The organism is Aquaspirillum soli (assembly GCF_054781915.1).
On the sequence record NZ_BAAGTM010000001.1, the window covers coordinates 345,108 to 368,652 of the forward strand.

Genomic DNA, 23,545 nt, shown 5'->3' on the forward strand with positions numbered 1-23,545 from the left:
ATCGTTTAGGCAGTTCTCGGTTGTATTCGCTCACCGAAAAGCAGCGATGGTAAAGCATTTATACGCGACACGCACTCACGAGATTTCCGTCCCCTGTCTTGAATCGACAAGGGCATTGCAGCAAAGTTTGACCCAACATAGGAATAGTCCCCGCGTTGAAGCCCTGCGCCATAGCCCAAAAAAACTGTGAACAAGGCTGGCGGCTCGCTAAATTACCCTCGATCCTGCTCTTTATTGTCTGTTACTGAAAATCTTTTGATCGATCTATCGTTCTGAACGGAAACAGAACGTGTCAAATACTCGCTGCGTCCTTGCGTGTGTGTCGCGCAAGGAACACATGATGAAACGTATGTTATTTAACGCCACCCAAGCAGAAGAACTGCGAGTGGCGATTGTCGATGGACAAAAACTGGTTGATTTAGATATTGAAACCGTCGGCAAAGAACAAAAAAAAGGCAACATTTATAAAGCAATCATTACCCGTATCGAGCCTTCGCTAGAAGCGTGCTTTGTCGATTACGGTTCTGAACGCCACGGTTTTCTACCGTTTAAAGAAATCTCTCGCGCCTATTTCCATACCCAAGATGCAGGTCGTGATGCACGCATTCAGGATGTGTTGTCCGAAGGCATGCAGCTGATTGTTCAAGTGGAAAAAGACGAGCGCGGTAACAAAGGCGCTGCACTGACCACGTATATCAGCTTGGCCGGTCGTTATTTGGTGTTGATGCCAAATAACCCGCGTGGCGGTGGGGTATCGCGCCGCATTGAAGGCGAAGAGCGTAACGAACTGCGCGAATTGATGAGTCAGCTCTCGACGCCACGCGGCATGAGTTTGATTGCTCGCACCGCTGGCATTGGTCGCTCGCTCGAAGAATTGCAGTGGGATTTAAACTATCTCTTGCAACTGTGGAGCGCGATTGAAGGCGCTGCGGGTGCACAGCCAGCACCTTTCTTGATTTATCAGGAAGGCAGCTTGGTGATCCGCGCCATTCGCGATTATTTCCAGCCTGATATTGGCGAAATTTTGATCGACACTGAAGAAGTGTACGAACAAGCACGCCAATTTATGAGCCATGTGATGCCGGGCAATGTGGCACGGGTACGCTTGTACCATGATGATGTGCCGCTGTTCTCGCGTTTCCAAATCGAACACCAAATCGAAACCGCCTACTCGCGCCAAGTCGCTTTGCCTTCTGGTGGTGCGATTGTGATTGACCATACCGAGGCCTTGGTGTCGGTGGACGTCAACTCAGCCCGTGCAACAAAGGGCGCTGATATCGAAGCCACGGCGCTAAATACCAACTTGGAAGCGGCAGAAGAGATTGCTCGTCAGCTACGTTTGCGCGATTTGGGTGGTTTGATCGTGATCGATTTTATCGACATGGACAACCCAAAAAACCAACGTGAAGTCGAAAATCGCTTAAAAGATGCGCTGAAAACCGATCGGGCGCGGGTACAAATGGGCAAATTATCCCGTTTTGGCCTGTTGGAACTATCGCGTCAACGTCTGCAACCTTCCCTTGGTGAGACCAGCCACATGCCATGTCCGCGTTGTCATGGCACCGGTTTTATTCGTGGTACAGAATCGTCGGCCTTGCATATTCTGCGCATCATTCAAGAAGAAGCGATGAAAGACCATAGCTTGGCGGTTCATGCCCAAGTGCCGGTGGATGTAGCGACGTTCTTATTAAATGAAAAACGGGCAGAATTGTTTGGGATTGAAGCACGCTTGCGTGTCAGTGTGGTGTTGATCCCCAATATGCACTTGGAAACACCTAACTACCAAATCTCTCGTATTCGTCACGATGAAATGAATGAGGCAGACGAAAATCTGCCGAGCTATCGTCGTGCGGCTAAACCGATGGATTCGCTTGCTGCGAGTTATACACAAGAACGTGAACGACCAGCGCGGCAACAAGCCGCTGTGCAAGGGATTACCCCCGACCAACCTGCGCCGATCTCGAGCCGCGATCAAGCTGCTGCACCCGCCCCCGCACCTGCGCCCACCCCTGCGCCTGTTGCACGGCCAATGGGTTTGATTGATCGGATTGTGGCATGGTTCAAAGGTACGCCTGAACCGACTCCTGTTGTGGCTGCACCCCCCGTGGCCGAGCCGGTGAAGCGCGAACCGCCGCCCCGCCGAGAGCCTCGTCGTCCAGCGCCTGCTGCCCGCCCACCACGGCCAGAGCGTCCCGTAGCTGCGCCAGTAGCAGAAGAACCAACGCGCGAATCACGTCGTCGGCCACCTTCTCCTGCCATCGAAAGTCGTACGCCGCAAGAGACCAAAGAACCGCGTGAGCCACGTCAAACCGACCGTCGCGCGCCACGAGTCGAGCAAGAAGCGGCCGAGATGGTGGAAGCGCCACGCGAACGTCGTCGTCCTCGTCGTGAGCCTAACCCTGCGCCAGCGGCTCAAGCTGCTAATACCGCACCTGAAGCGGTGGCAACACCTGCCCCTGCGCCGATGATGGCCATGACCACTGCCGATTTGCCACCAGAGCATGAAGAACGGGTTGAGGAAACACGCGAACGGCCAAACCGTCGCCGTCGTAATCGCCGTGGTGAGCGTCGTGACGATGCACAAAACCAAACTGCGGTGGCGGCTGAAGAATCTGCGGCAACGCCGGTGGTAGCAACAGCCCCCGTTGTGCCGACTAACGTGGTGGCGGCACCGACTGTGGTTGAAGCCGCGCCGGCAGCACCTGCACCTGCTCCGGTGGTCGCGACACCCGTTGTGGCGCCTGTGGTTGAACCCGCTCCGGTTGTCGTGCCCGTGCCCGTCCCTACCCCTGTGGCTGAAGTTGTTGCAGCACCGGCACCGGTGATGAGCACCACGGCTGATTTACCCCCAGCAGTAGAGGAAGCCCCTGCCCCTGTTGCCGTGGTTGAGCCTGTGGTAACGCCGCCGGTAGTAGAAACCGCGCCGGCCGTGGTTGTCGAACCTACGCCGCCTGCGGTTGTGGTAGCGGCTCCTGTGATGGCGCAAATTGAAACGACACCGGTGGCAACGCAAGTTGAATCTACTCCCGTTGTTGTTGCGCCTGCCCCTGTGGTGGTGGAATCTACCCCAATGGTGGAACAGCCACTGCCTGCACCGGTTCCCGCACCGGCTCCGGTAGAGATTGTCACGCCGGTTGTGATTGAGACACCTGCGGTGATTGAAACTGTGGCATCAGTGGTCGCCGAGGTCAGCGAACCACAGCCGGTGGTGGAGGTTGAGACAGTTGTAGCAATGACTGTCCCAGAAGCGGTCAATACACCTGTGGCAGCTGTTGCGGCGGTTGAGGCAATGCCGGAGCCTGTTGCACCAGCACCAGCACCAGCACCAGCACCAGCACCAGCACCAGCACCAGCACCAGCACCCACCGCTGGCTGGCGTACAGCTCGAGCACAATGGTTTACGGCACCTGCCTCTACCAGTGCGCCTGCTGCCTTGCAGCAAGTGGAAACCTCGGTTGCGCCTGCTGTGGTGATGGTTGAGCCTGTACCGGTAAATGTGGTGCGCCGCCGCGATGTGGCGCGTCCAAACGCTGCCGCGACAACTGCCACACCGTTGGTGCAAGTCGAAACGCAAGGCTAAGCGAAAAAGGGGATGAACTTTTTGTTGATCCCCTGTTGACAGCGGAGGCGGGTTACTCTATTATTCGCTTCCTCGATGCAACGCATCTTTTCCTCGATAGCTCAGTCGGTAGAGCGCCGGACTGTTAATCCGTAGGTCCCTGGTTCGAGCCCAGGTCGAGGAGCCAAGAACACCAACCCCAGTCAGCAATGACTGGGGTTTTTGTTTTGTGCGGTGATGGCTTTAATCGTCTGTTTCCCTCCACCACGGTGCCATCCTTTGCTGATAGGCTTGCAGGCCTTGTTCTGCCTCTTGTGGTGATTCAGGCCACGCATTAAACAGCAGGTGAAACGCTGGCATGGTGTTGAGCGATTGTTGTTTGAGCTGGCGCTGTAAATGCGGTGCACCTTGCCGCCATTCTTGTGCCAAGCTCAGTGCGGCAATTTTGGCGCACCCGCTCTCCACTTTCTCTTCAATCAGCCCAATGTGTTGCGCCATCTGGCTGCTGAGTGTTTGTCCACTGATCATCAAACGTTGTTGCCAAATGGGACTGACCCGCCTAGCCAGTAAGGCCGAAGCAAAATAGGGCGTTAAACCGTGGGTGACTTCGGGATAGCCTAAGCGGGCCGGTGTTTCTGCAACACAGACATCACACGCCAATGCCCAATCTAATCCCCAACCCAGTGCATAGCCATTGATAGCGGCAATCGTTGGCAGGGGGAATTGCAACAGTTGTTGTAATAACTCAGCAAAAGCGGCATGGCTTGCTTGACGCTCGCTTTGGTTTTGTTGTGCCAACTGATCGAGGTCGGCACCCGCCGAGAAATAGCGTTCACCCTCGCCAGTAATAATCAACACCCGCCACGGTGCATCGGGTTCGCTAATCTGGTGTTGTAACTCGCTTAACTGCTGTTGAAAGGCGTGGATAACATCGGGTGTCCACGTATTGGCATGACCATGAGTCAGCGTGAGCATCACCGTATCGTTGAAATACGCTTGGCGAGAAAAATAACTAGGCATGGCGTCAACTCCTCTCAAAAGCAAATGGCGAATCTAAACAAAGGCTCCTTTCTTTACATAGTGTATTTTTTCGGCGTTGTCGCCTTGTTTTGCATAAAAAAACACCGCCGGACTATGCCGGCGGTGTGATAACTGTGCGAGTGAAAAATTATTTCACAACAGCGGCGATAGCATCAGCCACCGCATCGATGTTGTTGCTATTCAAAGCAGCCAAGCAAATGCGGCCAGTGCCGACGGCATAGATGCCAAATTCATTGCGTAACACATCGACTTGTGCCGAGGTTAAACCGGTGTACGAGAACATGCCGCGTTGTTTTACCACGAACGAGAAGTCTTGATTCACGCCCTTAGCCGCCAGTTTTTCGACCAAGCTGCTACGCATGGCACGGATACGATCACGCATACCGGCTAATTCATCTTCCCACATTTGACGCAGTTCGCTGCTACCCAACACCGCAGCCACCACTGCACCACCGTGAATGGGTGGGTTGGAGTAGTTGGTACGAATGACGCGTTTCAGCTGCGACAACACGCGGCCGGCTTCTTCTTTATCAGCGGTGATAATCGACAAGGCGCCGACACGCTCACCATACAAAGAGAAGCTCTTCGAGAACGAGCTAGATACAAAGAATTGTAAGCCCGATGCCGAGAAAGCACGCACGGCCACAGCATCCGCGTCGATACCATCCGCAAAACCTTGGTAAGCCATGTCTAAGAACGGCACCAAACCACGCTCACGGCAAGCCTCAACCACTTCATCCCACTGGGCATCGCTTAAATCGGCGCCGGTTGGGTTGTGGCAGCACGCATGCAGAATCACCACCGAACCGGGGGCCATCGCCAACAATTTGGCTTTCATGCCTTCAAAGTTCACACCACGGGTCTCAGCATCGTAGTAGGGGTAGGTATCAACAGGGAAACCAGCAGCTTCAAACAAAGCGCGGTGATTTTCCCAAGAAGGATCGCTGATATACACGGTGGCATCAGCGTTTAAGCGTTTGAGGAAATCTGCACCAATTTTCAGGGCACCAGTGCCACCAAGTGCCTGCGCCGTTACCACACGGCCAGATGTTGCCAATTCAGAACCTGTGCCAAATAACAGATTTTGCACGGCAGTGTTGTAGGCAGCATTGCCTTCGATAGGCTGATAGCCACGCGGTGGGGCGGCTTTCAGACGCGCTTCTTCGGCGGTTTTGACGGCGGCCAACAGCGGAATTTTGCCGTTGTCGTCGTAATACACGCCCACGCCCAAATTGACTTTGGTGCTGCGGGTATCGGCATTAAACGCTTCGGTTAAGCCGAGGATAGGATCGCGAGGGGCCATTTCGACGGCGGCAAACAAAGAGGCGCTCATTCAGGTTTTACTCCAAAAGGGGTGGGCAAAAAATAATTTTAACATGCCGTTGCTGTGCTTTGGCATGGCTCGGTGGTGTTTGCTTGCAGCGGCAAGGTGAAATAAAAACAGGCACCCCTGAAACCACAAGCAGGTAAGCAATCGAGGTCATACAAAGCAAATTGACCACGGTGGTGTTCAATAATCGACCGACAGATATTTAACCCCATCCCCATGCCTTCTTCTTTACTGGTAAAAAACGGGGTGAACAGTTGTTGACGCGCTTCTGCGCTCAACCCCGGGCCATTGTCTGCGACTTCAACTCGCCAATGGTCGGCCTCGACATAACTGGCAACATGCACCCGCCGTTCTTGTTGTGCTGTTGCACTGACCGCATCAATGGCATTGCGTAATAGATTCACTAACACTTGTTCAATTAACACCGGATCCATTTCTAAGGCAGGAACGGCATCCAATCGAGTGTCAACTTGCACTTTTCGTTCCGTGAGCAAGGAATGGGTCAGGGTTAACGCCGATTGAATGACACGGGCCGGCTCGCTGAGTTGCAAACGGGGCGCCCGTTTTTTCACAAATCCCCGAATGCCACGAATCATATCCGCTGCCCGTTGTGATTGCGCCACCATTTTTTCCAACGGTTCACGCAGTTTAGTATGGCCTGCTTCTTGTTCTAATAGCCGCAGCGAACCTTTGGAATACGTGGTGATTGCAGCCAAAGGCTGGTTAAGCTCATGCGCCAAACTCGATGCCATTTCGCCCAATGCCACCAAACGGGCGGTATTTTCTAACCGACTATGCGCCAGCTGAATTGCCTCCCGTTTACGTTTTAATTCGGTGATGTCATAACACGACGCCAACCACACCCCTCGGCCACGACTTTGTGGCGGGAGCGGGGCGGCATACAGACGAATATCGAGCGCTTCACCTTGCCGATGTTGACAGCGCAATTCAAAACCAAATTTTGGCACTTCACCAGCTTGAATGGCATTCAGCGCGCTGTGCCAAGCAGGATATTGTTCTGGATGAACAAAACGATAGGGAGGGGCATCGCCAATCAGTTCGGTTTGGCTATACCCCAGCATATCACCTAAGGCGCGGTTCACCCGCACAATTCGTCCCTGTTCATCTAAAACCAATAAACCATTTTGCATGGTGTCTTCGATGGCGGCGCGCAATTCCATTTCTGCCCGTAAATGGGCTTCGACCTGCTGCCGATGGCGGATATGTTGCCGCACACGCCACAGGCTCAACAGTAGAAAGACCAAGGATAACAACATCCCCCCGCCTAATAAGGGCAAGCTCAGTCCCAACCCCACACGATAAGCGGTGGCGCGTAGGCGTAAGCCATGTCCGGGTGGAGTGAAGTCAATTTCATGGCTCAGGGCGGCGGCACGTTCGCCAATATTGAATTTACTGGCTAACACCGTGCCATCGAGATTGACGATGCTAATTTGATATTTTTGTGCAATCCACCACGGCACATGATGGTAGAGCAACCCATTGAGGGAATAGGTCAGCCGGACGGCACCAGCGTATTCCCCTTGGCGATACATCGGCATCACCATATCCACCATAGGCCGTTTGCTGGGTAAATAGAGGGTGCTGTAGGCGGCGCTACGCATTTTGCGACCACTATTGAGGGCATCTTGTTGGGCAAATTCGCTGGCGCTGTCGTTGGCGGTGATTTCATCACTGACGCGGCTGACGTGCCAAATCAATTGGTGTTTGGGGTCGAGATAATCGACTTGTACCAGTTCGCGGTTTTCCCGTAGCAACAAACGGGCAGCAGATTTGAAATGCACGGCATTGATATTGTCACGAGCAAGGTCTTGTGCCACCGCCGCCGCCCAATCTTGATGGCTTTGGAAATGGAGGCGCAAGGTTTGTTCCAGCCATAAAATATCTTGAATCAGCCCATCACGCCGTTCGTCTTGGGTGTCGCGATAAATCAGAGCGATCAGCAAACTGAACAATACCAACAACCCCACTACGGCAAAGGCTGGCCCCCACCATAACCAACGCCCTGTTAATGGCTTTCTCATCGCGATTTTGCTTTCTCGTGCTTCATGGCTGTGCCCATCATGGCCCATTTTGCGCGGTCTCGGTATCACGATAGTGCTTAATTAGGGTTTTCCCTAATGCGGAATTCCCTAATAGCGGGCATGGCAAGAGCAAGCTAAGGTTGAGCTATCTCACAACAAAATGTCACAGAGGAGAACGCAAGATGAAATTCAAATTAAGTGCACTGGCCTTGGCCGTTGGCGTGTTGGCTTCACCGATGGTGATGGCATCTGAAATTGTCATCAAATTTAGCCATGTGGTGGCCCAAGATACGCCAAAAGGCAAAGCCGCTGAACATTTCAAAAAGCTGGCTGAAGAACGCACCAAGGGTAAAGTGAAAGTGCAAGTTTACCCAAACAGCCAGCTCTATAAAGACAAAGAAGAACTGGAAGCCTTGCAATTGGGCGCGGTGCAAATGTTGGCACCAAGCTTGGCCAAATTTGGCCCATTGGGGGTGAAAGAATTCGAAGTCTTCGATTTACCTTACATCTTTGATGATTACAAAGACCTGCATAAAGTCACCGAAGGCCCAGTCGGTAAACAACTGTTGGGTAAATTGCAAACCAAAGGTATCACTGGCTTAGCGTTTTGGGATAACGGCTTCAAAGCTTTCTCGGCCAACAAACCTTTGAAAGCACCCGCTGATTTCAAAGGCCTGAAGATGCGGATTCAATCTTCCAAAGTATTGGAAGAAGAAGTGCGCGCCTTGGGTGCCTTGCCACAAGTGATGGCGTTCTCCGAAGTGTACCAAGCCTTGCAAACTGGCGTGGTAGATGGCACCGAAAACCCGATTTCTAACTTCTACACCCAAAAAATGCACGAAGTGCAAAAACACCTGACGCTGTCTAACCACGGCTATTTAGGTTATGCGGTGATTGTGAATAAGAAATTCTGGGACGGTTTGCCAGCGGATGTGCGTACCACCTTAGAAGGTGCGATGGTTGATGCAACGAAATACGCTAACCAAATTGCAGAACAACAAAACCTGCGTGATCTCGAGTCGGTGAAGAAATCGGGCAAAACCACGATTTACACCCCGACTCCAGCTGAGAAAGCGGCATTGAAAGCGGCATTGGTGCCGGTGCACAAGAAAATGGAAAGCCGGATCGGGGCTGATTTGATTCAGTCGATTTACAAAGAGACTGGCTTTACCGCGCAGTAATCCTCCCTGTCGCAAAACGCCTGTTGCTGTCGTGTCGGTAGTTAAGTCATGACCAACGGGCGTTTTTTTCGGAGTTATTATCATGTTGATGAAATTACTCAACCGGTTAGAAGAGACACTGGTGGCGACGCTGATTGCGTTGGCCACTGTGATTATCTTCGTTTCGGTTGTACACCGTTTTGCCGCGACCACGGAAATGTTTGGTGAGTTTGCTGCGGGTATCAACCTCGCATGGGCGCAAGAGCTGTGTATTTTGATGTTTGTGTGGATGGCGAAATTCGGCGCTGCCTATGGTGTGCGGACGGGTATTCACGTCGGTGTGGATGTGTTGATCAATAAATTAAGCACCCCCCTGCGTAATAAATTTGTGTTGTTAGGGTTAGCCGCTGGTGCTTTATTTACCTTTATTGTCGGTTCCCTCGGCAGCCATTTTGTATGGCATAACGGGATGAATTATGCGGTGTTGACCACCTTTGGTATGGAAGTGGTCGATATCTACGAAGGCCCCGTCACCCCCGATTTGGAATGGCCGACATGGATTGTTTATATGGCCATCCCCCTCGGTTCTTATCTGATGTGTTTCCGCTTTATGCAAGTGTTCGTTGAGTTTTTACGCACCGGCGAATTGCCTCATCACGATCATGGTCATGTCGATGGCTTGGAAGAGGAAGTGCCTACCACCGTTGGCGAAGCGATTGAAGCAGCAGAAGAAATCGAACACGCTCATGCTGGGCATCCTGAAGCATTGCAACACAACAAGAACAAGAAAACCGGAGGCTAAACCATGAATGGCATGATTATTTTTGCCTTGTTGGCAGTGTTGATGCTGACAGGGATGCCGATTTCGATTTCCCTCGGCCTGACGGTGCTGACTTTCTTGTTCACCATGACCGAGGTACCGATTGAATCGGTGGCGTTAAAGCTGTTCACCGGCATCGAAAAATTCGAAATCATGGCGATTCCGTTTTTTATCTTGGCCGGTAATTTCCTCACCCACGGTGGTGTGGCGCGGCGGATGATTAACTTTGCCAGCTCGATGGTCGGACATTGGCACGGTGGTTTGGCGCTGGCCGGTGTGGTGGCGTGTGCTTTGTTTGCAGCGGTGTCCGGTTCATCTCCGGCAACCGTGGTGGCGATTGGCTCGATTTTATTGCCTGCGATGGTGAAACAAGGTTATCCAAAATCGTTTGGTGTTGGGGTGATCGGGACATCTGGCGGTTTGGGGATTTTGATTCCGCCTTCGATTGTGATGGTGATTTATGCCGTTTCGACCAACAGCTCGATTGGTAAATTGTTTATCGCCGGTATTGTGCCGGGGTTGTTGTTGGCAGCGGTGTTGTTGGGTGTGACATGGGCAGTGGCGAAAAAACGCAATTATCCACGGATGGCTAAAGCCAGCTGGGGTCAGCGTTTAGCGGCTTTACGCGAATCGATTTGGGGCTTGTTGTTGATTGTGGTGGTGATTGGCGGGATTTATTCCGGTATTTTCACCGCAACCGAAGCTGCTGCGATGAGTGCGGTGTATGCCTTTATCGTCGCCTTGTTTATCTACAAAGATTTGACTTGGAAACAAGTGCCGAAGGTGTTGTTAGATTCGGCCAATATGTCGGCGATGTTGTTGTATATCATCACCAACGCAGTGTTGTTCTCATTCTTGTTGACCAGTGAAAACATCCCACAAAACTTAGCTGACTGGATTAACCACATGGGGCTGAGCCCGTGGATGTTCTTGTTGGTGGTGAACTTGTTGTTGCTGTTGGCGGGTAACTTTATGGAGCCGTCTTCGGTGTTGTTGATTACTGCACCGATTTTGTTCCCTGTTGCGATGGCATTAGGCATCGACCCGATTCACCTTGGGATTATCATGACCGTGAATATGGAAATCGGCATGATTACCCCACCGGTTGGATTAAATCTCTATGTGGCCTCTGGGATTGCAAAAATGGGCTTAACTGATGTGACCAAGGCCTGCGCCCCGTGGATTTTGGTGATGATTGGTTACTTGATGTTGATTACCTACGTCCCTGCTATTTCGTTGTGGTTGCCAAATATGTTAGGTATGTAAGCAACTTTCTGCCAAAAAACGCATCTTGCACGCAGCCAGATGCGTTTTTTTCAGTCTAAAGTCGCGTCATGCTTTTGCAAACCTGCGCCATCGGCCTGCAGCAATAATCTGACAGGGCTATAATCCGGCCTCTTGCTGCAGCGACCGAATCGCGTATACCAACATAATAAGTCTTCCTCCCACAATCAATCAGAGAAGAAACCTAGGAGTTCCGAATGGACGAGCAATTGCGTCAGAGCGCGCTGGAATATCACCGTTTTCCCACGGGTGGCAAAATTCAAGTTGCCCCCACCAAACCCTTAGCGACTCAGCGCGACTTGGCACTGGCCTATTCCCCCGGCGTGGCAGCAGCGTGTGAAGCGATTGTTGAAGACCCTGCCGAAGCCAACACCCTGACCGCACGCGGCAACTTAGTGGCAGTGATTTCCAACGGCACCGCCGTGTTGGGCTTGGGTAATATCGGCCCCTTGGCAGGTAAGCCAGTGATGGAAGGGAAAGGGGTGCTGTTTAAAAAGTTTGCTGGGATCGACGTGTTCGACTTAGAAGTCGATGAAAACGACCCAGACAAACTGGTTGACATTATTTGTGCCCTTGAGCCGACCTTTGGCGGGATCAACCTCGAAGATATCAAAGCCCCCGAGTGTTTTTACATCGAGAAAAAATGCCGTGAACGCATGAATATTCCGGTGTTTCACGATGACCAACACGGTACCGCGATTGTGGCAGCGGCGGCAGTGTTAAATAGCCTGCGCTTGGTCAACAAAGAAATTGGCAATGTGCGCGTGGTGTGTTCTGGCGCGGGTGCAGCGGCAATTGCATGTTTGGATTTATTGGTTGCCTTGGGTGTGCAGCGTACTAACGTCACCGTCTGTGATTCAAAAGGCGTGATTTTCCAAGGCCGCGATGAAAAGATGGACGAGTCGAAACAACGCTATGCGATTGTTGACAACGGCCAACGTAAATTAGCGGATGCCATGGTTGGTGCAGACATTTTCATGGGCTTGTCGGGGCCAAAATTGGTGACCCAAGACATGGTCAAGAGCATGGCCGCACATCCGCTGATCTTGGCAATGGCCAACCCCGAGCCAGAAATTTTGCCGCCGTTGGTGAAAGAAGTGCGCCCTGATGCCATCATCGGTACTGGCCGTTCTGATTATCCTAACCAAGTTAACAATGTCTTGTGCTTCCCGTTCATCTTCCGTGGGGCGTTGGATGTTGGCGCTACCACCATCAATGAAGAAATGAAATTGGCGTGTGTGCGTGCGATTGCTGATTTGGCGATGGCTGAGCAAAGCGATGTGGTGGCCAGTGCGTACGAAAACCAAGAACTGAAATTTGGCCCAGAATATCTGATTCCAAAACCGTTCGACCCACGTTTGATTATTCAAATCGCCCCTGCGGTAGCCAAAGCAGCGATGGATTCCGGCGTGGCCACACGTCCTATCGCCGATTTCGATAGCTATGTCGATAAGCTGACGCAATATGTTTATAAAACCAACCTGTTTATGAAACCGGTGTTTGCTGCGGCAAAAGCGGATAAAAAACGGGTGGTGTTGGCGGAAGGTGAAGATGAGCGCATCCTGCACGCAACCCAAGAAATTGTTTCGACAGGTTTGGCCTTCCCTATCCTGATTGGTCGTCCTTCGGTGGTGCAAAGCCGGATTGACCGCTTAGGCTTGAAAATTCGCCCCGGCATTGACTTTGAACTGGTCAACAACGAAAACGACCCTCGTTTCAAAGAATACTGGACTGACTACTACGAAATCATGAAACGCCGTGGTGTATCGGCAGAAGTCGCCCGCCGCGAAGTCAGCCGCCGTACAACCTTGATTGGTGCGTTGTTGATTCGTAAAGGCGAAGCGGATGCGATGGTGTGCGGTAGCTTCGGTCATTACCACTTACATCTGGGCTATATCAAAGATGTGATTGGGATGAAAGAAGGGGTGAAAACCTTAGCCGCGATGAATGCGTTGATGTTGCCAACAGGGAACATCTTTATTGCGGATACCTATGTCAATCCGAATCCGACTGCTGAACAAATCGCCGACATTACCGAATTGGCCGCCACCGAAATGAAGAAATTCGGTATCGTGCCAAAAGCGGCGTTGTTGTCGCATTCTAACTTTGGTAGCAGCGACAGCGACTCGGCCAGCAAAATGCGTGAGGCGTTGGATCTGATTCAAGAACGGTTGCCAAACTTGGAAGTGGACGGTGAGATGCAAGGCGATGCCGCCTTGATTGAACATATCCGCAACGAGGCATTGCCTTCCAACACCTTAAAAGGCAGCGCCAACCTGTTGATTATGCCGAATGTTGAAGCGGCTAATATCAGCTACAACTTGTTGCGCGTATCGGCTGCCGACGGCGTCACCATCGGGCCAATCTTGATGGGTGCAGCGAAACCTGTTCATATCGTTACCGCAATTTCCTCGGTACGTCGTATTGTGAACATGGTGGCCTTGGCTGCTGTCGGGGCGCAAAACAATAGCTGATTGTTATTGGGTTGATGCAAGAAAAACGGGGTTAGTTTAGCCCCGTTTTTTTATGTCGTTGATTCAATGTTGAGACGGTTTAATCAAATTGCGGTGCGTTTTCTTGATGTGGATGAACGCTATTTAAGGTGTGGGCGGCTTTGTGGGCTTGTTTTAACAAGCGGCGCAAATCGCTGCAATAACGAATGAGCTCATCCATTTTCTCTACACTTAATCCCCCCGATGCCCCCTGTTCTAACAAATAGACTTTCAGGGTTTGATACCCTTCCTCGATTGCCTCAATGCCAGCAATCGGGCGCTCGAGAAAATCCGCTTGCGTGGGGTCGAGTTGTTGTAGGACACAGCCGACTTGCTCTAACCACGGCAACAAATGATCGTGATACAGCGGATTCGGTGTAGCGGCGAGTTTGGCGACATGAGGCCGTAATGGTGTGGCCTCACGCACCAACTCATAACAGACCTCGTAGTAACGGTGGATACGCAACAAGGCGGCCAGATGGCGCGATGTATCTTGTGGCATCACATGCTGATTTACTGTATTCACAAAATCGACAATGCTTTGCGACAACATCGGCACTGCATCCAGCTTAAGCGGCGGATTGGCAACATGGGTGGGGTGGTAGATGGCTTGGGTTTGCTGCAAGCACATGCCTCCCAAACGAATCACCTCCCGATATAACGCATCAACAGCCAACGATGGAACGGCGGCCACGTTGCGGTCGATATAGCGGGGGCGACCTTGCTCTTCTTCTTGAGTGGTGAAACGCTGCGCTAAAAATTTGCCCAAGCGTTCAGTCAGCGGCCACATCAATATCACCCCAAGTAAGTTAAACAAGGTATGAAATAGCGCAAGGCTCATCGCGGGGGAAGGGGTCAATTCTAGCAATTGTTGAATGTTGGCAATCAGTTGTAATAAAGCTGGCAATAACACCAGCGCGGTGATGCCCGTCAACAAATTAAACATCACATGCGCTAAGGCTGCGCGCTGTGCATTGGGTGTGGCTGAGATGGCGGCTAACACGGCGGTGGCGGTGGTACCAATATTGGCACCGATCACGGCGGCGGCAGCTTCATTCAGCGGTAACACCCCTGCTTCGGCCAAGGTCAACACCACCGCTAATACGGCTGCCGAGGCTTGCATCACCACGGTCAGCACAATCCCTGCCAGCGTAAAGGCCAACACCGACCAGAAGCCATATCCCGATAATTGGCTCAGATCGAGGCTGCTGCTATCGGCAACAAAAGCTTGCTGTAAAAAGCCAATGCCGAGAAACAAAATCCCAAAACCAGCCACGGCACCGCCTAATGCCCCTCGGCGCGTTTCTGGGCCGGTAAGTTTGCATAACATCCCAAGGCCAATCAGCGGCAAAGCAGCGGCATCAAGTTTAATCTTGAATCCCAAAATCGCCACTAGCCAGCCGGTGAACGTGGTACCGACATTCGAGCCAAAAAATACCCAAAGCGATTGGCTTAAGGGCAATAAACCGGCATTGACAAAACCGATGGCGGCAACGGTGATAGCGGTGGAAGATTGCACCAACGCGGTGGCACCCATACCAAACAGCAAGCCTCGTAGCCGCGTTGCCGTCCATCGTTTTAGCCATTTACCCAAGGCCGGCCCAACTGCCAATTTTAGGCCATCGGTCATTAAGGTCATGCCCAATAAAAATAAACCGATGCCACCTAATAAATACCCAAGTTGTAAACCGGCCATTTGCCCTCTTTCCTAATACTTAAAAGCAACGTGCCAGCAAAGCACCTGCAACAGGTTGACCCAGATTGGCTTTCACGCGAATCCCATTACCGGCGGCCACTTCAATCGCCTCACCCGTTTTACCGCTATATAACTGCTGTAATGGCACCATCCGATTGCCTTCGGGGTGAATCACTTCGATGGTGTCACCGACGGCAAAGCGGTTTTTCACCTCGATAATCGCCAAGCCCTGTTCATCCACGCCAATCACATCACCGGCATATTGGCTCTTTTTCGCTTGTGAATGACCATATAAATAGTTTTGATAATCTTGGGTCTGATGACGTTCGAGGAAGCCCGGGGTATAGCCACGATTGGCCAACCCTTCTAAATCAGCCAACAACGTCACATCAAACGGACGGCCTGCCACTGCATCATCAATGGCACGGCGATAGGCTTGTGCAGTACGCGCAACGTAATACAAGCTCTTAGTGCGGCCTTCGATTTTCAGTGAATCCACCCCAATGGCCACCAATTTTTCGATTTGCTCAATCGCACGGAGATCTTTTGAGTTCATGATGTAGGTGCCGTGTTCATCTTCCATGATCGGCATTAGCTCACCCGGGCGGTTGCTTTCTTCAAGCAAATAGGTTTTATCGGCCAAAGGATGACGCTCTGCCCCACCACAGGCGGCAAAACTTTGATTGGCTTCTTCCAATGCTTGGTTCATGTCAAAGCGAATGACCTGCGGTGCCACATCGCCCGATTGATCACCGGTGGTGTCGTGTACCTTGTAATCCCAGCGGCAGGCGTTGGTGCAGGTGCCTTGGTTGGGGTCGCGATGGTTGAAATAACCCGATAACAAACAGCGGCCAGAATAGGCAATGCACAGCGCACCGTGAACGAACACTTCAAGCTCCATATCAGGGCATTCCTGACGGATTTCGGCGATTTCTTCAATCGACAGTTCACGCGACAGAATGATGCGGCTGATGCCGAGCTTTTGCCAAAACTTCACCCCCATATAGTTGACGGTGTTGGCTTGCACTGACAGATGAATCGGGACTTCTGGCCATTTCTCGCGCACCATCATAATTAAACCGGGGTCGGCCATGATTAAGGCGTCGGGTTTCATGGCAATCACCGGTGCCATGTCCGCCAGATAGGTTTTGATTTTGCTGTTATGTGGCAATAAGTTGCTGGCAACATAAAACAATTTGCCGCGTTCATGTGCTTCACGGATGCCGGTTTGCAGTTCTTCTAATTTGAATTCGTTATTGCGAGCGCGCAGAGAATAGCGGGGTTGGCCGGCATAAACGGCGTCTGCACCAAAATCATAGGCAGCGCGCATTTTGTCGAGAGAACCGGCGGGTAATAACAGTTCGGGAGATCGAGACATGGAAAAGCTCATTGAGAAAAAAAGGGGCAGAGGCTAATCATTCACGATAGCCTCGTCAACAAAAAAACCAGTAAAAGCAAGCGATTAGCCGCTAGCGGCGGCGTTTGACCATCAAGCCGGCGAGCGCGAGCAGTTGTAGCGCAAAGCTCAACAACATCAGCCCGCCCCACAACACTTGCCAGCCACCATGCGGCGACCATTCAGGGGTTTGTAATGCCGCTGAACTCAAGCCAAACACCACACTTGCCAGCAACAATAAAGCGCCATACCAGATGCGATTGAGGCGCAACAAACGCGATTGCAAAGTCATGTTGTCTCTCATTTTTTATGATTTCAGTGCCAAAACATGAGTGTTAAATCTCACCGTATCTTACGGGCTTGCACTGATATAGATCAAATTTATCAGTGTGCGATATAAAAAAGTTGTTTATGCTAAATGAGCTATGAAAATTAGCGCAATGTATAAACAAAAATCGGCTATCTTGCGGAAATCTTTTGTTTTGTGGCGTATAACTGGAATAAAACCTGCTTATTCATCGCTACAATCTCTCACCCTTTATTACCGCACCATTTCCGCCAGCGTCCAACACTTCGTGGCGCGATGGTGTTCTCTTGATCAGAGGACGTCCCGTGTATGAACCTACTTGCTGATATTTCTATTAAAACCCGCTTGGCGCTGGGCCAGCTGTTGCTGTTGTTACTGTTGATTGTGACGGCGGTAGCGGCATGGTTGGGGGTGAAACGGATGCAATACGAGGTTGATGAACTCAGCCGGACACATTTGCCCACCTTACATGCTGTCAGCGATTTACGCCAACATATCGGCGCCATTCGTGCCCATGAAAAAGACATTGTGATTCATTATGCAACGTCTAGCCGTCGCGATGAAGCAAAAAAAGCATGGGATAACGAACGGCAAAAAGTCGAGCAAACCTTAACCACCTTACAACTTAAACAAGACGATGGCCGCCCAGATACTTTGTTGCAATCGCGTTTTGAAGCCTATGTAAAAGGGATTGAGGCAATTTATCGCGGCTTGGCCAGCGGTGAAATTGGTGATGCGGAAAACCTGAATCAGCAACTGGCTTGGTATAAAAGCGCAGTGAGCGATATGGAGTTGGCGCTGGCTAAAGCGGTTGCCGAAAGCAACCGCCAACTGGAACAAGGCCAAGCTGAATTAGCACAGCGTACGGAGATGATTTTATTGGTATTGGCTGTCTTAGCAGCGGTGGCGGTGGTGTTTAGCTTGCTGGCGCAGTGGGTGATGGTGCGTTCTATCAATCGGCCACTGTCGGTATTACAACAGGCGGTGGCGCATGTCGGGCAAAGCGGTGACCTGACTCATACCATCCCTGATTTGGGTCGCAATGAAATTGGCACGGTGGCGGCGACTTTTAACCGCTTAGTGCAACACATGCGTAATTTGATTGCCGAAGCCGGCCACAATGCAAAACATGCGGCTGATTCTGCCGGTGGTTTATCTGGTGTGGCAAATCAAGTGTCTTCTACCGCAGAACAACAGGCCGATGCAGCTTCGAGTGCCGCTGCCGCCATTGAACAACTGTCGGTCAGTTTTAGCCATGTCACAGACAGTGCCAATGCCTTAGAACAGCGGGCGCGTAATATGAACGACACCGCCGCCGAGGGTGAGCAACTGGCACAACAAACGGCAAAAGAAATCAGCCGCACGGCACAGCATTTATTGGGTTCGGCCAATGTGGTGGCGACGCTCGATCAGCGTTCAACTGAGATTGGTAATATCGTGATGATTATTCGTGAAATTGCCGAGCAAACCAATTTATTGGCGCTCAATGCTGCGATTGAAGCAGCGCGGGCAGGTGAAGCCGGGCGCGGGTTTGCGGTGGTGGCGGATGAGGTGCGGAAATTGGCCGAACGTACCAACACGGCCACACAAGAAATTGATGTCAAAATCCGTGCTGTCCAAGGCGATACCAGCCAAGTGGTGGACAATATGCGGCAGGCGGATGAACTGATTGCTCACGGTGAAACCTTGGCCAAACGCACCGCCTCAGCATTAACCGAAATTCGCACCAGCTACACCGAGTCAATGGAAAAAATCGCGGATATTGCCCAAGCTTTGCAAGAACAGCGCGAGTCGAGCCAACAAATCGCTACCCATGTTGAAACCATCGCCTCGATGAGCAGTGAAAATTATCATGCTGCAGGTGAAGCGGCGCGATTGGCTGGGGAGTTGCGCGAGTTGTCAGCGGTATTAGAACAGGCGATTGGTCAATTCCGCACCGTCTAACCTCGGTTTCCCCCTTGCGGAGTGGAAAATATCCACCAGCAAGGGGAGAGTCCTCAAGCATGTAGCTCGTCAACCAAACGATCTAATAATTCAATCACCTCACCGCTGGCGTGCTCGACACCCTGCATCGCGGCGACAATCGCTGTCCGTTGCTCAGCATTGTGCATCCAATCTCCTTCTGCTAAATGCACGGCACGATGCACACCGCTGTGTACGGCGCTATGGGGGCGGTCGAGTTTGCTATAACTCGGCGTACCGGCAAAGCGTTGTTTACCAACGCCTTCTTCATACCATTTACCCAAACGGCAGTTATGGTGATCGACGGCCACTGCTTTGGCTTCTTCTTGGTGTTGTTGTGGGTTTTGGATAGTTAGATAGGCACGTTGTTTATACACAATGTGGTCAACCTTCGCTAACGAGGCAAAGGCGCGGTCACGGGCATACGAAAGTTGTTCCAACGTTTGTTGACTGGAGGTCGATAGATTTTTGAACGTGGCGCGGAAGGCTTGTACTCGCGTTTGTAAAGCGTCGGCTTGGGTGGCGGCTTGTTGTGATTCGTTGCTGATATGGCCAGTACGGGCGGTGAAGCCTTCGATGGTGGTGCTGATGCCGTTGGCCGCTTGTTTTGAGCGCTCCGCTAACAGCCGCACTTCGTCTGCCACCACCGCAAACCCGCGCCCCGCTTCACCCGCCCGTGCTGCTTCAATTGCGGCATTGAGCGCCAATAAATTGGTTTGTTCGGCGATATCGGTAATCGTACCCAGCGCTTGGATCACGGCATTGCTGTCGGCGGCCAAACCTTGCACACGTTCATGAATCGCCCGTAAACCGGTAATCATCACTTGCATGTTTTCAGTCATCGCTTCCGCTTGTTCATTGCTAGTTTGTGAAGCAGCGATATTGTGTTCGGCAATGTGGTAGGTCGATTCGATATGCTGGTTAATTTGCATTAAATCGCGTTGTGTCGTGACCAAATTTTGCGTCAAGTTTGCCGAATTCATTTCATGCAGCTGTGAAAACAGCGTATTGCGTGCCTGTTCACTTTGGCTATCACGAATTGCTTGCACGGCGACGCCAATGTTTTCGAGCGAGGCTTTAGGTTGACCGACTAAACCCTCGGTAATCGGTGGCCGTGCGCGTTGGCTATCATACACACGGCGGAAAGCCGAGTCGGACTCATGGAAATAGGCCTCGACGTGGTCTAAAAACTCGTTCAGTTCCCATGCAACCTTGCCCACTTCACCTAAGCCGACTGTTTCGGTAACGCGATGTTGAAATTCCCCTTTTTTACAACGCTTAAGCGTTTCGTGCATTTCGCGCAGGGTGGCAATCGCCCGCAGCAACGAAATACGGTGGGGGACAATAATCAGCAACAAGATAATTGGATAGAGCACCAGCCAAATTGGGGCTTGGTATTGCCAAATCATCCACACAACGATGGCTATGCTCGATAACACATAAAAACTGTGGGCAATATTGACTTGGGTACGAAGGAAAGGAATCGGTGCAATGCGGCGGCTAGAGTGAGTCGTCATCATCGGTTGGCTTTCTGCTGTTGACCACGGCTTTTTTGATAAAGCGCTAACATCAAGCTTTCGTAGTCATGTTGTTGTGTGGCTAATTCTTGTTCCCATTGTTTCCATGCCGCATCTGGGCCCAGTGCGCGTTCTTGTTGCAACAGTTTCTGATACATCGGTTCTAACACCGCGATGGCGTCATCGCTGGCACCCCGACGAAATGAGCTATAGCCCACGATATTGTCGTCTGCATCACGCTCTTGCACGATGTGGGCAAAAACCCAATAGCCATGACCTTGTGCTGAGCAATTTTTAACATAACCAAAAAACTCCATACCGGCTTTTAAGGTTTTCCATAAATGGGCAAACAGTGCTTTTGGCATGTCTGGATGGCGAATAATGTTATGAGGATTGTTTAATAATTCGGCCTCAGAATAACCAGAAATCTCCATAAACATACGGTTGGCATAGGTGATATTGCCATTTAAGTCTGATTTAGAGACGATAAAACGATGGGTCGGTACTTTAATAAGTTGTCCGCTGAGTGTGATAGGTGGGCGAGACACAGTGTAAGACTCCCGAATTTAAACATCGGTGGTGGATTAAAACAGGTGTGGGTGTTGTAGCGCACTCACTAACTGCCAGAGTGCTAACAGGCAAATAGACAGCCCTGCCACGCGGCGAACCCATGCTTTTTGTAGAGTGTGGCGAAGACTGTCGGCAAACCAGCCAATCAACAGTAAATTGGGCAAGGTACCGAGGCCAAAGGCCAACATTAACAGCGCGCCCTGCTGTGGGCTGGCGGTAGCGAGGGCAGAAAGGCTGGCAGTATAAACCAAGCCACAGGGCAGCCAGCCCCATAATGCGCCGGCAATCACCGCATGACCAAGATGGCGGATGGGCAGAATGGTGTGTAACAACGGCTGTAGGCGACGCCAGATGGGGCGACCCAGTCGTTCAATATGCCCCACCCAACCATTGATACCAGCAAGGTATAAACCCAGCAAAAATAATAAGCTCTGGGCAAAAAAGAATAAGCCCCATTGCACACCGAGGCTGTTGAGGCTGGCAATCCCTAAACCACCAATACCACCGACTAACGCACCAACAGCGGTGTAAGACAGCAATCGGCCACTGTTGACAGCCAATAAATAAGGCCAAGCGCGGCGTTGTGGTGGCAGCTGCATCATTAAAGCAGAGGCCAAGCCGCCACACATACCGACGCAGTGCCCCCCACCAAGAAAACCAACCAACCACACCGCCAAGAGATGAGTGTCCGGCATAATGATTTTTTGTTATCAAAAGCGATATTTTAGCTGAATTAGGCTGTTACTTTATTGCACTGCACTTTTTTTAATTCAATGCGCGATTTTTGGTGAAAAATAGCGTTAAGTTGTTGCATTGCAAAATAAAATTTTAAGATCTTGTTAAGAAATGGCCTGCAGAATCCATACTCACTGAATTTCTGTTGTGTATTGCTACAGAAGCGTTCAGGGCATTTCCTTGCTTTCTCAGCCGCGTTTTCGAACGCGGTTTTTTTTTCGCCATAAAAAAGCCCCACTGCTGAGTGGGGCCAAATTGAGGGAGAGAAAATGGAGAGACAAGGATTATTGGATGGTTTCCATCACTTTCCAATCGCCGCCTTCAACTTTGTAAACGGTCACTGTACCGTTTTTCAGATCACCTTTTTCGTCATACGAAATGCTGGCGGCGGTTACACCGGCGTATTCGGTTTTTGCCAGCTCAGGTAAGTATTTCGCTGGGTCTGCCGAGTTAGCCTTCTTCATCGCTTCGATCATGATGCGAGTCGCGTCATAGCCATACGGCGAGTAGGTGGCAACGTCTTGGTTAAAGCGTGCTTTGTAACGGGTGGCGTAGTCGTTGCCTTTTGGCATTTGTTCCAGTGGCAAACCAGCCAACGACGCAATGGTGCCTTCCGATTCTGCACCAGCCAATTTCAAGAAAGTTGGGGTTTTGGTCATTTCACCCGACACCAGCGGTGCGGTGATCCCTAAACGCTTGAGCTGTTTTGCCATTGGCGCGGACTGAGCATCAGCACCACCGTAGAAGATGATGTCAGGACCAGCGCCTTTGATGGTGGTCAGAATTGCGGTGAAGTCAGTGGCTTTGTCGTTGGTGAATTCACGTTTGATGATTTCGCCACCAGCGGCTTTCACCGATTTCTCGAACTCATCCGCCAAACCTTGGCCGTAAGCGGTGCGGTCGTCAATGATGGCGATTTTCTTCGCACCCAGTTTTTCCACCACGAATTTACCCATCACCGCACCTTGTTGGGTGTCGGAGGTCATCGAACGGAAGGTGGTATTGAAACCTTGTTGGGTGAACTGTGGTGCCGTTGCCATCGCAATCATCGGAACGCCTGCATCGTGATAAATCTTCGAAGCAGGAATCGCGGTACCGGAGTTGAAGTGACCGATAATCCCGTTGATTTTGGCATCAACAAATTTTTGTGCCACTTGGGTTGCGGTTTTCGGGTCGGCTTGGTCATCTTCAGCTTGCAACTGGAATTTGACTGGTTTGCCGTCGATGGTTGGGTTTTCGGCGTTCGCGTCTTCAATCGCTAAGGTCACACCGTTTTTATATTCCTCACCATAGTGGGCTTGTGGGCCAGTCAGCGGTGCGGCAAAACCAATGTTAACCACTTGCGCTTCGGCAGCAGCAGGGGCAGCAGGCGCGGCGGCTTGTGCTGCGGGGGCTTCTTCTTTTTTACCGCAGGCAACTAAAGTCAGGGCAGCGGCCACTGCAGCAGAAATTTTTACTAACTTGCTTGTTTGCATCGTTCTTCCTCTTTCCTTGAAGTAAAAAACCGAATGATTCACTGGATAAGTCGATCATTACAGTATCATGCGCTCTGATAGATCGCTGTAAACGATTCTACCGGATGTTTTTGCTTACGCTCCAGCACTATCCGCTTTCTTGTTAAAAACCTGTCACCA

Annotated in this window: 16 protein-coding genes and 1 tRNA gene; 7 read left to right on the top strand and 10 right to left on the bottom strand. The window is 51.3% G+C overall.

Features of this window, described 5'->3' with window-relative positions; all coding sequences use genetic code 11:
* Positions 1–340: 340 nt before the first annotated feature.
* Together ACYVJG_RS01760 and ACYVJG_RS01765 are read left to right on the top strand one after the other, a co-directional pair.
* On the top strand, positions 341–3,580 hold the full coding sequence (locus ACYVJG_RS01760) for an Rne/Rng family ribonuclease (RefSeq protein ID WP_460429491.1): 3,240 nt from the start codon (positions 341–343) through the stop codon (positions 3,578–3,580).
* A 90-nt stretch (positions 3,581–3,670) separates the two neighbouring features.
* Positions 3,671–3,746: transfer RNA gene (locus ACYVJG_RS01765), tRNA-Asn, on the top strand.
* Between the two features lie 56 nt (positions 3,747–3,802).
* Here the strand turns inward: ACYVJG_RS01765 and ACYVJG_RS01770 are convergent.
* From ACYVJG_RS01770 to ACYVJG_RS01780, 3 genes are all read right to left on the bottom strand, one after another.
* Positions 3,803–4,579: an enoyl-CoA hydratase-related protein gene (locus ACYVJG_RS01770; protein ID WP_460429492.1), complete on the bottom strand. Its 777-nt coding sequence runs from the start codon at positions 4,577–4,579 to the stop codon at positions 3,803–3,805.
* 148 nt (positions 4,580–4,727) lie between these two features.
* Positions 4,728–5,933: an amino acid aminotransferase gene (locus ACYVJG_RS01775; protein ID WP_022653167.1), complete on the bottom strand. Its 1,206-nt coding sequence runs from the start codon at positions 5,931–5,933 to the stop codon at positions 4,728–4,730.
* A gap of 38 nt (positions 5,934–5,971) precedes the next feature.
* A complete protein-coding gene (locus ACYVJG_RS01780) occupies positions 5,972–7,972 on the bottom strand; it encodes a sensor histidine kinase (RefSeq protein ID WP_460429493.1) in 2,001 nt (666 codons plus the stop codon).
* Positions 7,973–8,154: 182 nt separating this feature from the next.
* Between ACYVJG_RS01780 and ACYVJG_RS01785 the strand changes: the two genes are divergently transcribed.
* The 4 genes from ACYVJG_RS01785 to ACYVJG_RS01800 all read left to right on the top strand — a co-directional run bounded on the left by ACYVJG_RS01785 (position 8,155) and on the right by ACYVJG_RS01800 (position 13,710).
* Entirely contained in the window at positions 8,155–9,153 is a 999-nt protein-coding gene (locus tag ACYVJG_RS01785; RefSeq protein WP_460429494.1) for a TRAP transporter substrate-binding protein, read from the top strand.
* Positions 9,154–9,235: 82 nt separating this feature from the next.
* Entirely contained in the window at positions 9,236–9,934 is a 699-nt protein-coding gene (locus ACYVJG_RS01790) for a TRAP transporter small permease (protein ID WP_460429495.1), read from the top strand.
* A 3-nt stretch (positions 9,935–9,937) separates the two neighbouring features.
* Positions 9,938–11,218, top strand: a complete 1,281-nt coding sequence (locus ACYVJG_RS01795; protein ID WP_460429496.1) for a TRAP transporter large permease — start codon at positions 9,938–9,940, stop codon at positions 11,216–11,218.
* Between the two features lie 215 nt (positions 11,219–11,433).
* Positions 11,434–13,710: an NADP-dependent malic enzyme gene (locus ACYVJG_RS01800; RefSeq protein WP_460429497.1), complete on the top strand. Its 2,277-nt coding sequence runs from the start codon at positions 11,434–11,436 to the stop codon at positions 13,708–13,710.
* 79 nt (positions 13,711–13,789) lie between these two features.
* Here ACYVJG_RS01800 and ACYVJG_RS01805 read toward each other — a convergent pair whose 3' ends face one another.
* The 3 genes from ACYVJG_RS01805 to ACYVJG_RS01815 all read right to left on the bottom strand — a co-directional run bounded on the left by ACYVJG_RS01805 (position 13,790) and on the right by ACYVJG_RS01815 (position 17,112).
* Entirely contained in the window at positions 13,790–15,424 is a 1,635-nt protein-coding gene (locus ACYVJG_RS01805; RefSeq protein ID WP_460429498.1) for a Na/Pi cotransporter family protein, read from the bottom strand.
* A gap of 19 nt (positions 15,425–15,443) precedes the next feature.
* The gene (gene trhP / locus ACYVJG_RS01810) at positions 15,444–16,802 is read right to left on the bottom strand and encodes a prephenate-dependent tRNA uridine(34) hydroxylase TrhP (protein ID WP_460429499.1); all 1,359 of its coding nucleotides are present in this window, start codon (positions 16,800–16,802) and stop codon (positions 15,444–15,446) included.
* A gap of 91 nt (positions 16,803–16,893) precedes the next feature.
* On the bottom strand, positions 16,894–17,112 hold the full coding sequence (locus tag ACYVJG_RS01815; protein ID WP_022653956.1) for a hypothetical protein: 219 nt from the start codon (positions 17,110–17,112) through the stop codon (positions 16,894–16,896).
* 324 nt (positions 17,113–17,436) lie between these two features.
* On the opposite strand from ACYVJG_RS01815, the gene ACYVJG_RS01820 reads away from it, so the two are divergent.
* A complete protein-coding gene (locus ACYVJG_RS01820; RefSeq protein WP_460429500.1) occupies positions 17,437–19,071 on the top strand; it encodes a methyl-accepting chemotaxis protein in 1,635 nt (544 codons plus the stop codon).
* Between the two features lie 53 nt (positions 19,072–19,124).
* Here ACYVJG_RS01820 and ACYVJG_RS01825 read toward each other — a convergent pair whose 3' ends face one another.
* From ACYVJG_RS01825 to ACYVJG_RS01840, 4 genes are all read right to left on the bottom strand, one after another.
* Positions 19,125–20,609, bottom strand: coding sequence for a methyl-accepting chemotaxis protein (locus tag ACYVJG_RS01825; protein WP_460429501.1), 1,485 nt, complete (start codon positions 20,607–20,609; stop codon positions 19,125–19,127).
* Positions 20,606–21,154 carry a PAS domain-containing protein gene (locus tag ACYVJG_RS01830; RefSeq protein WP_460429502.1) on the bottom strand — a complete coding sequence of 183 codons (549 nt, stop codon included), beginning with the start codon at positions 21,152–21,154 and terminating at the stop codon, positions 20,606–20,608. The genes ACYVJG_RS01825 and ACYVJG_RS01830 overlap by 4 nt, the downstream gene beginning before the upstream one ends.
* A gap of 36 nt (positions 21,155–21,190) precedes the next feature.
* Positions 21,191–21,871 carry a sulfite exporter TauE/SafE family protein gene (locus ACYVJG_RS01835; protein ID WP_460429503.1) on the bottom strand — a complete coding sequence of 227 codons (681 nt, stop codon included), beginning with the start codon at positions 21,869–21,871 and terminating at the stop codon, positions 21,191–21,193.
* Between the two features lie 324 nt (positions 21,872–22,195).
* Positions 22,196–23,386, bottom strand: a complete 1,191-nt coding sequence (locus ACYVJG_RS01840) for a branched-chain amino acid ABC transporter substrate-binding protein (RefSeq protein ID WP_022653951.1) — start codon at positions 23,384–23,386, stop codon at positions 22,196–22,198.
* Positions 23,387–23,545: the final 159 nt, after the last annotated feature.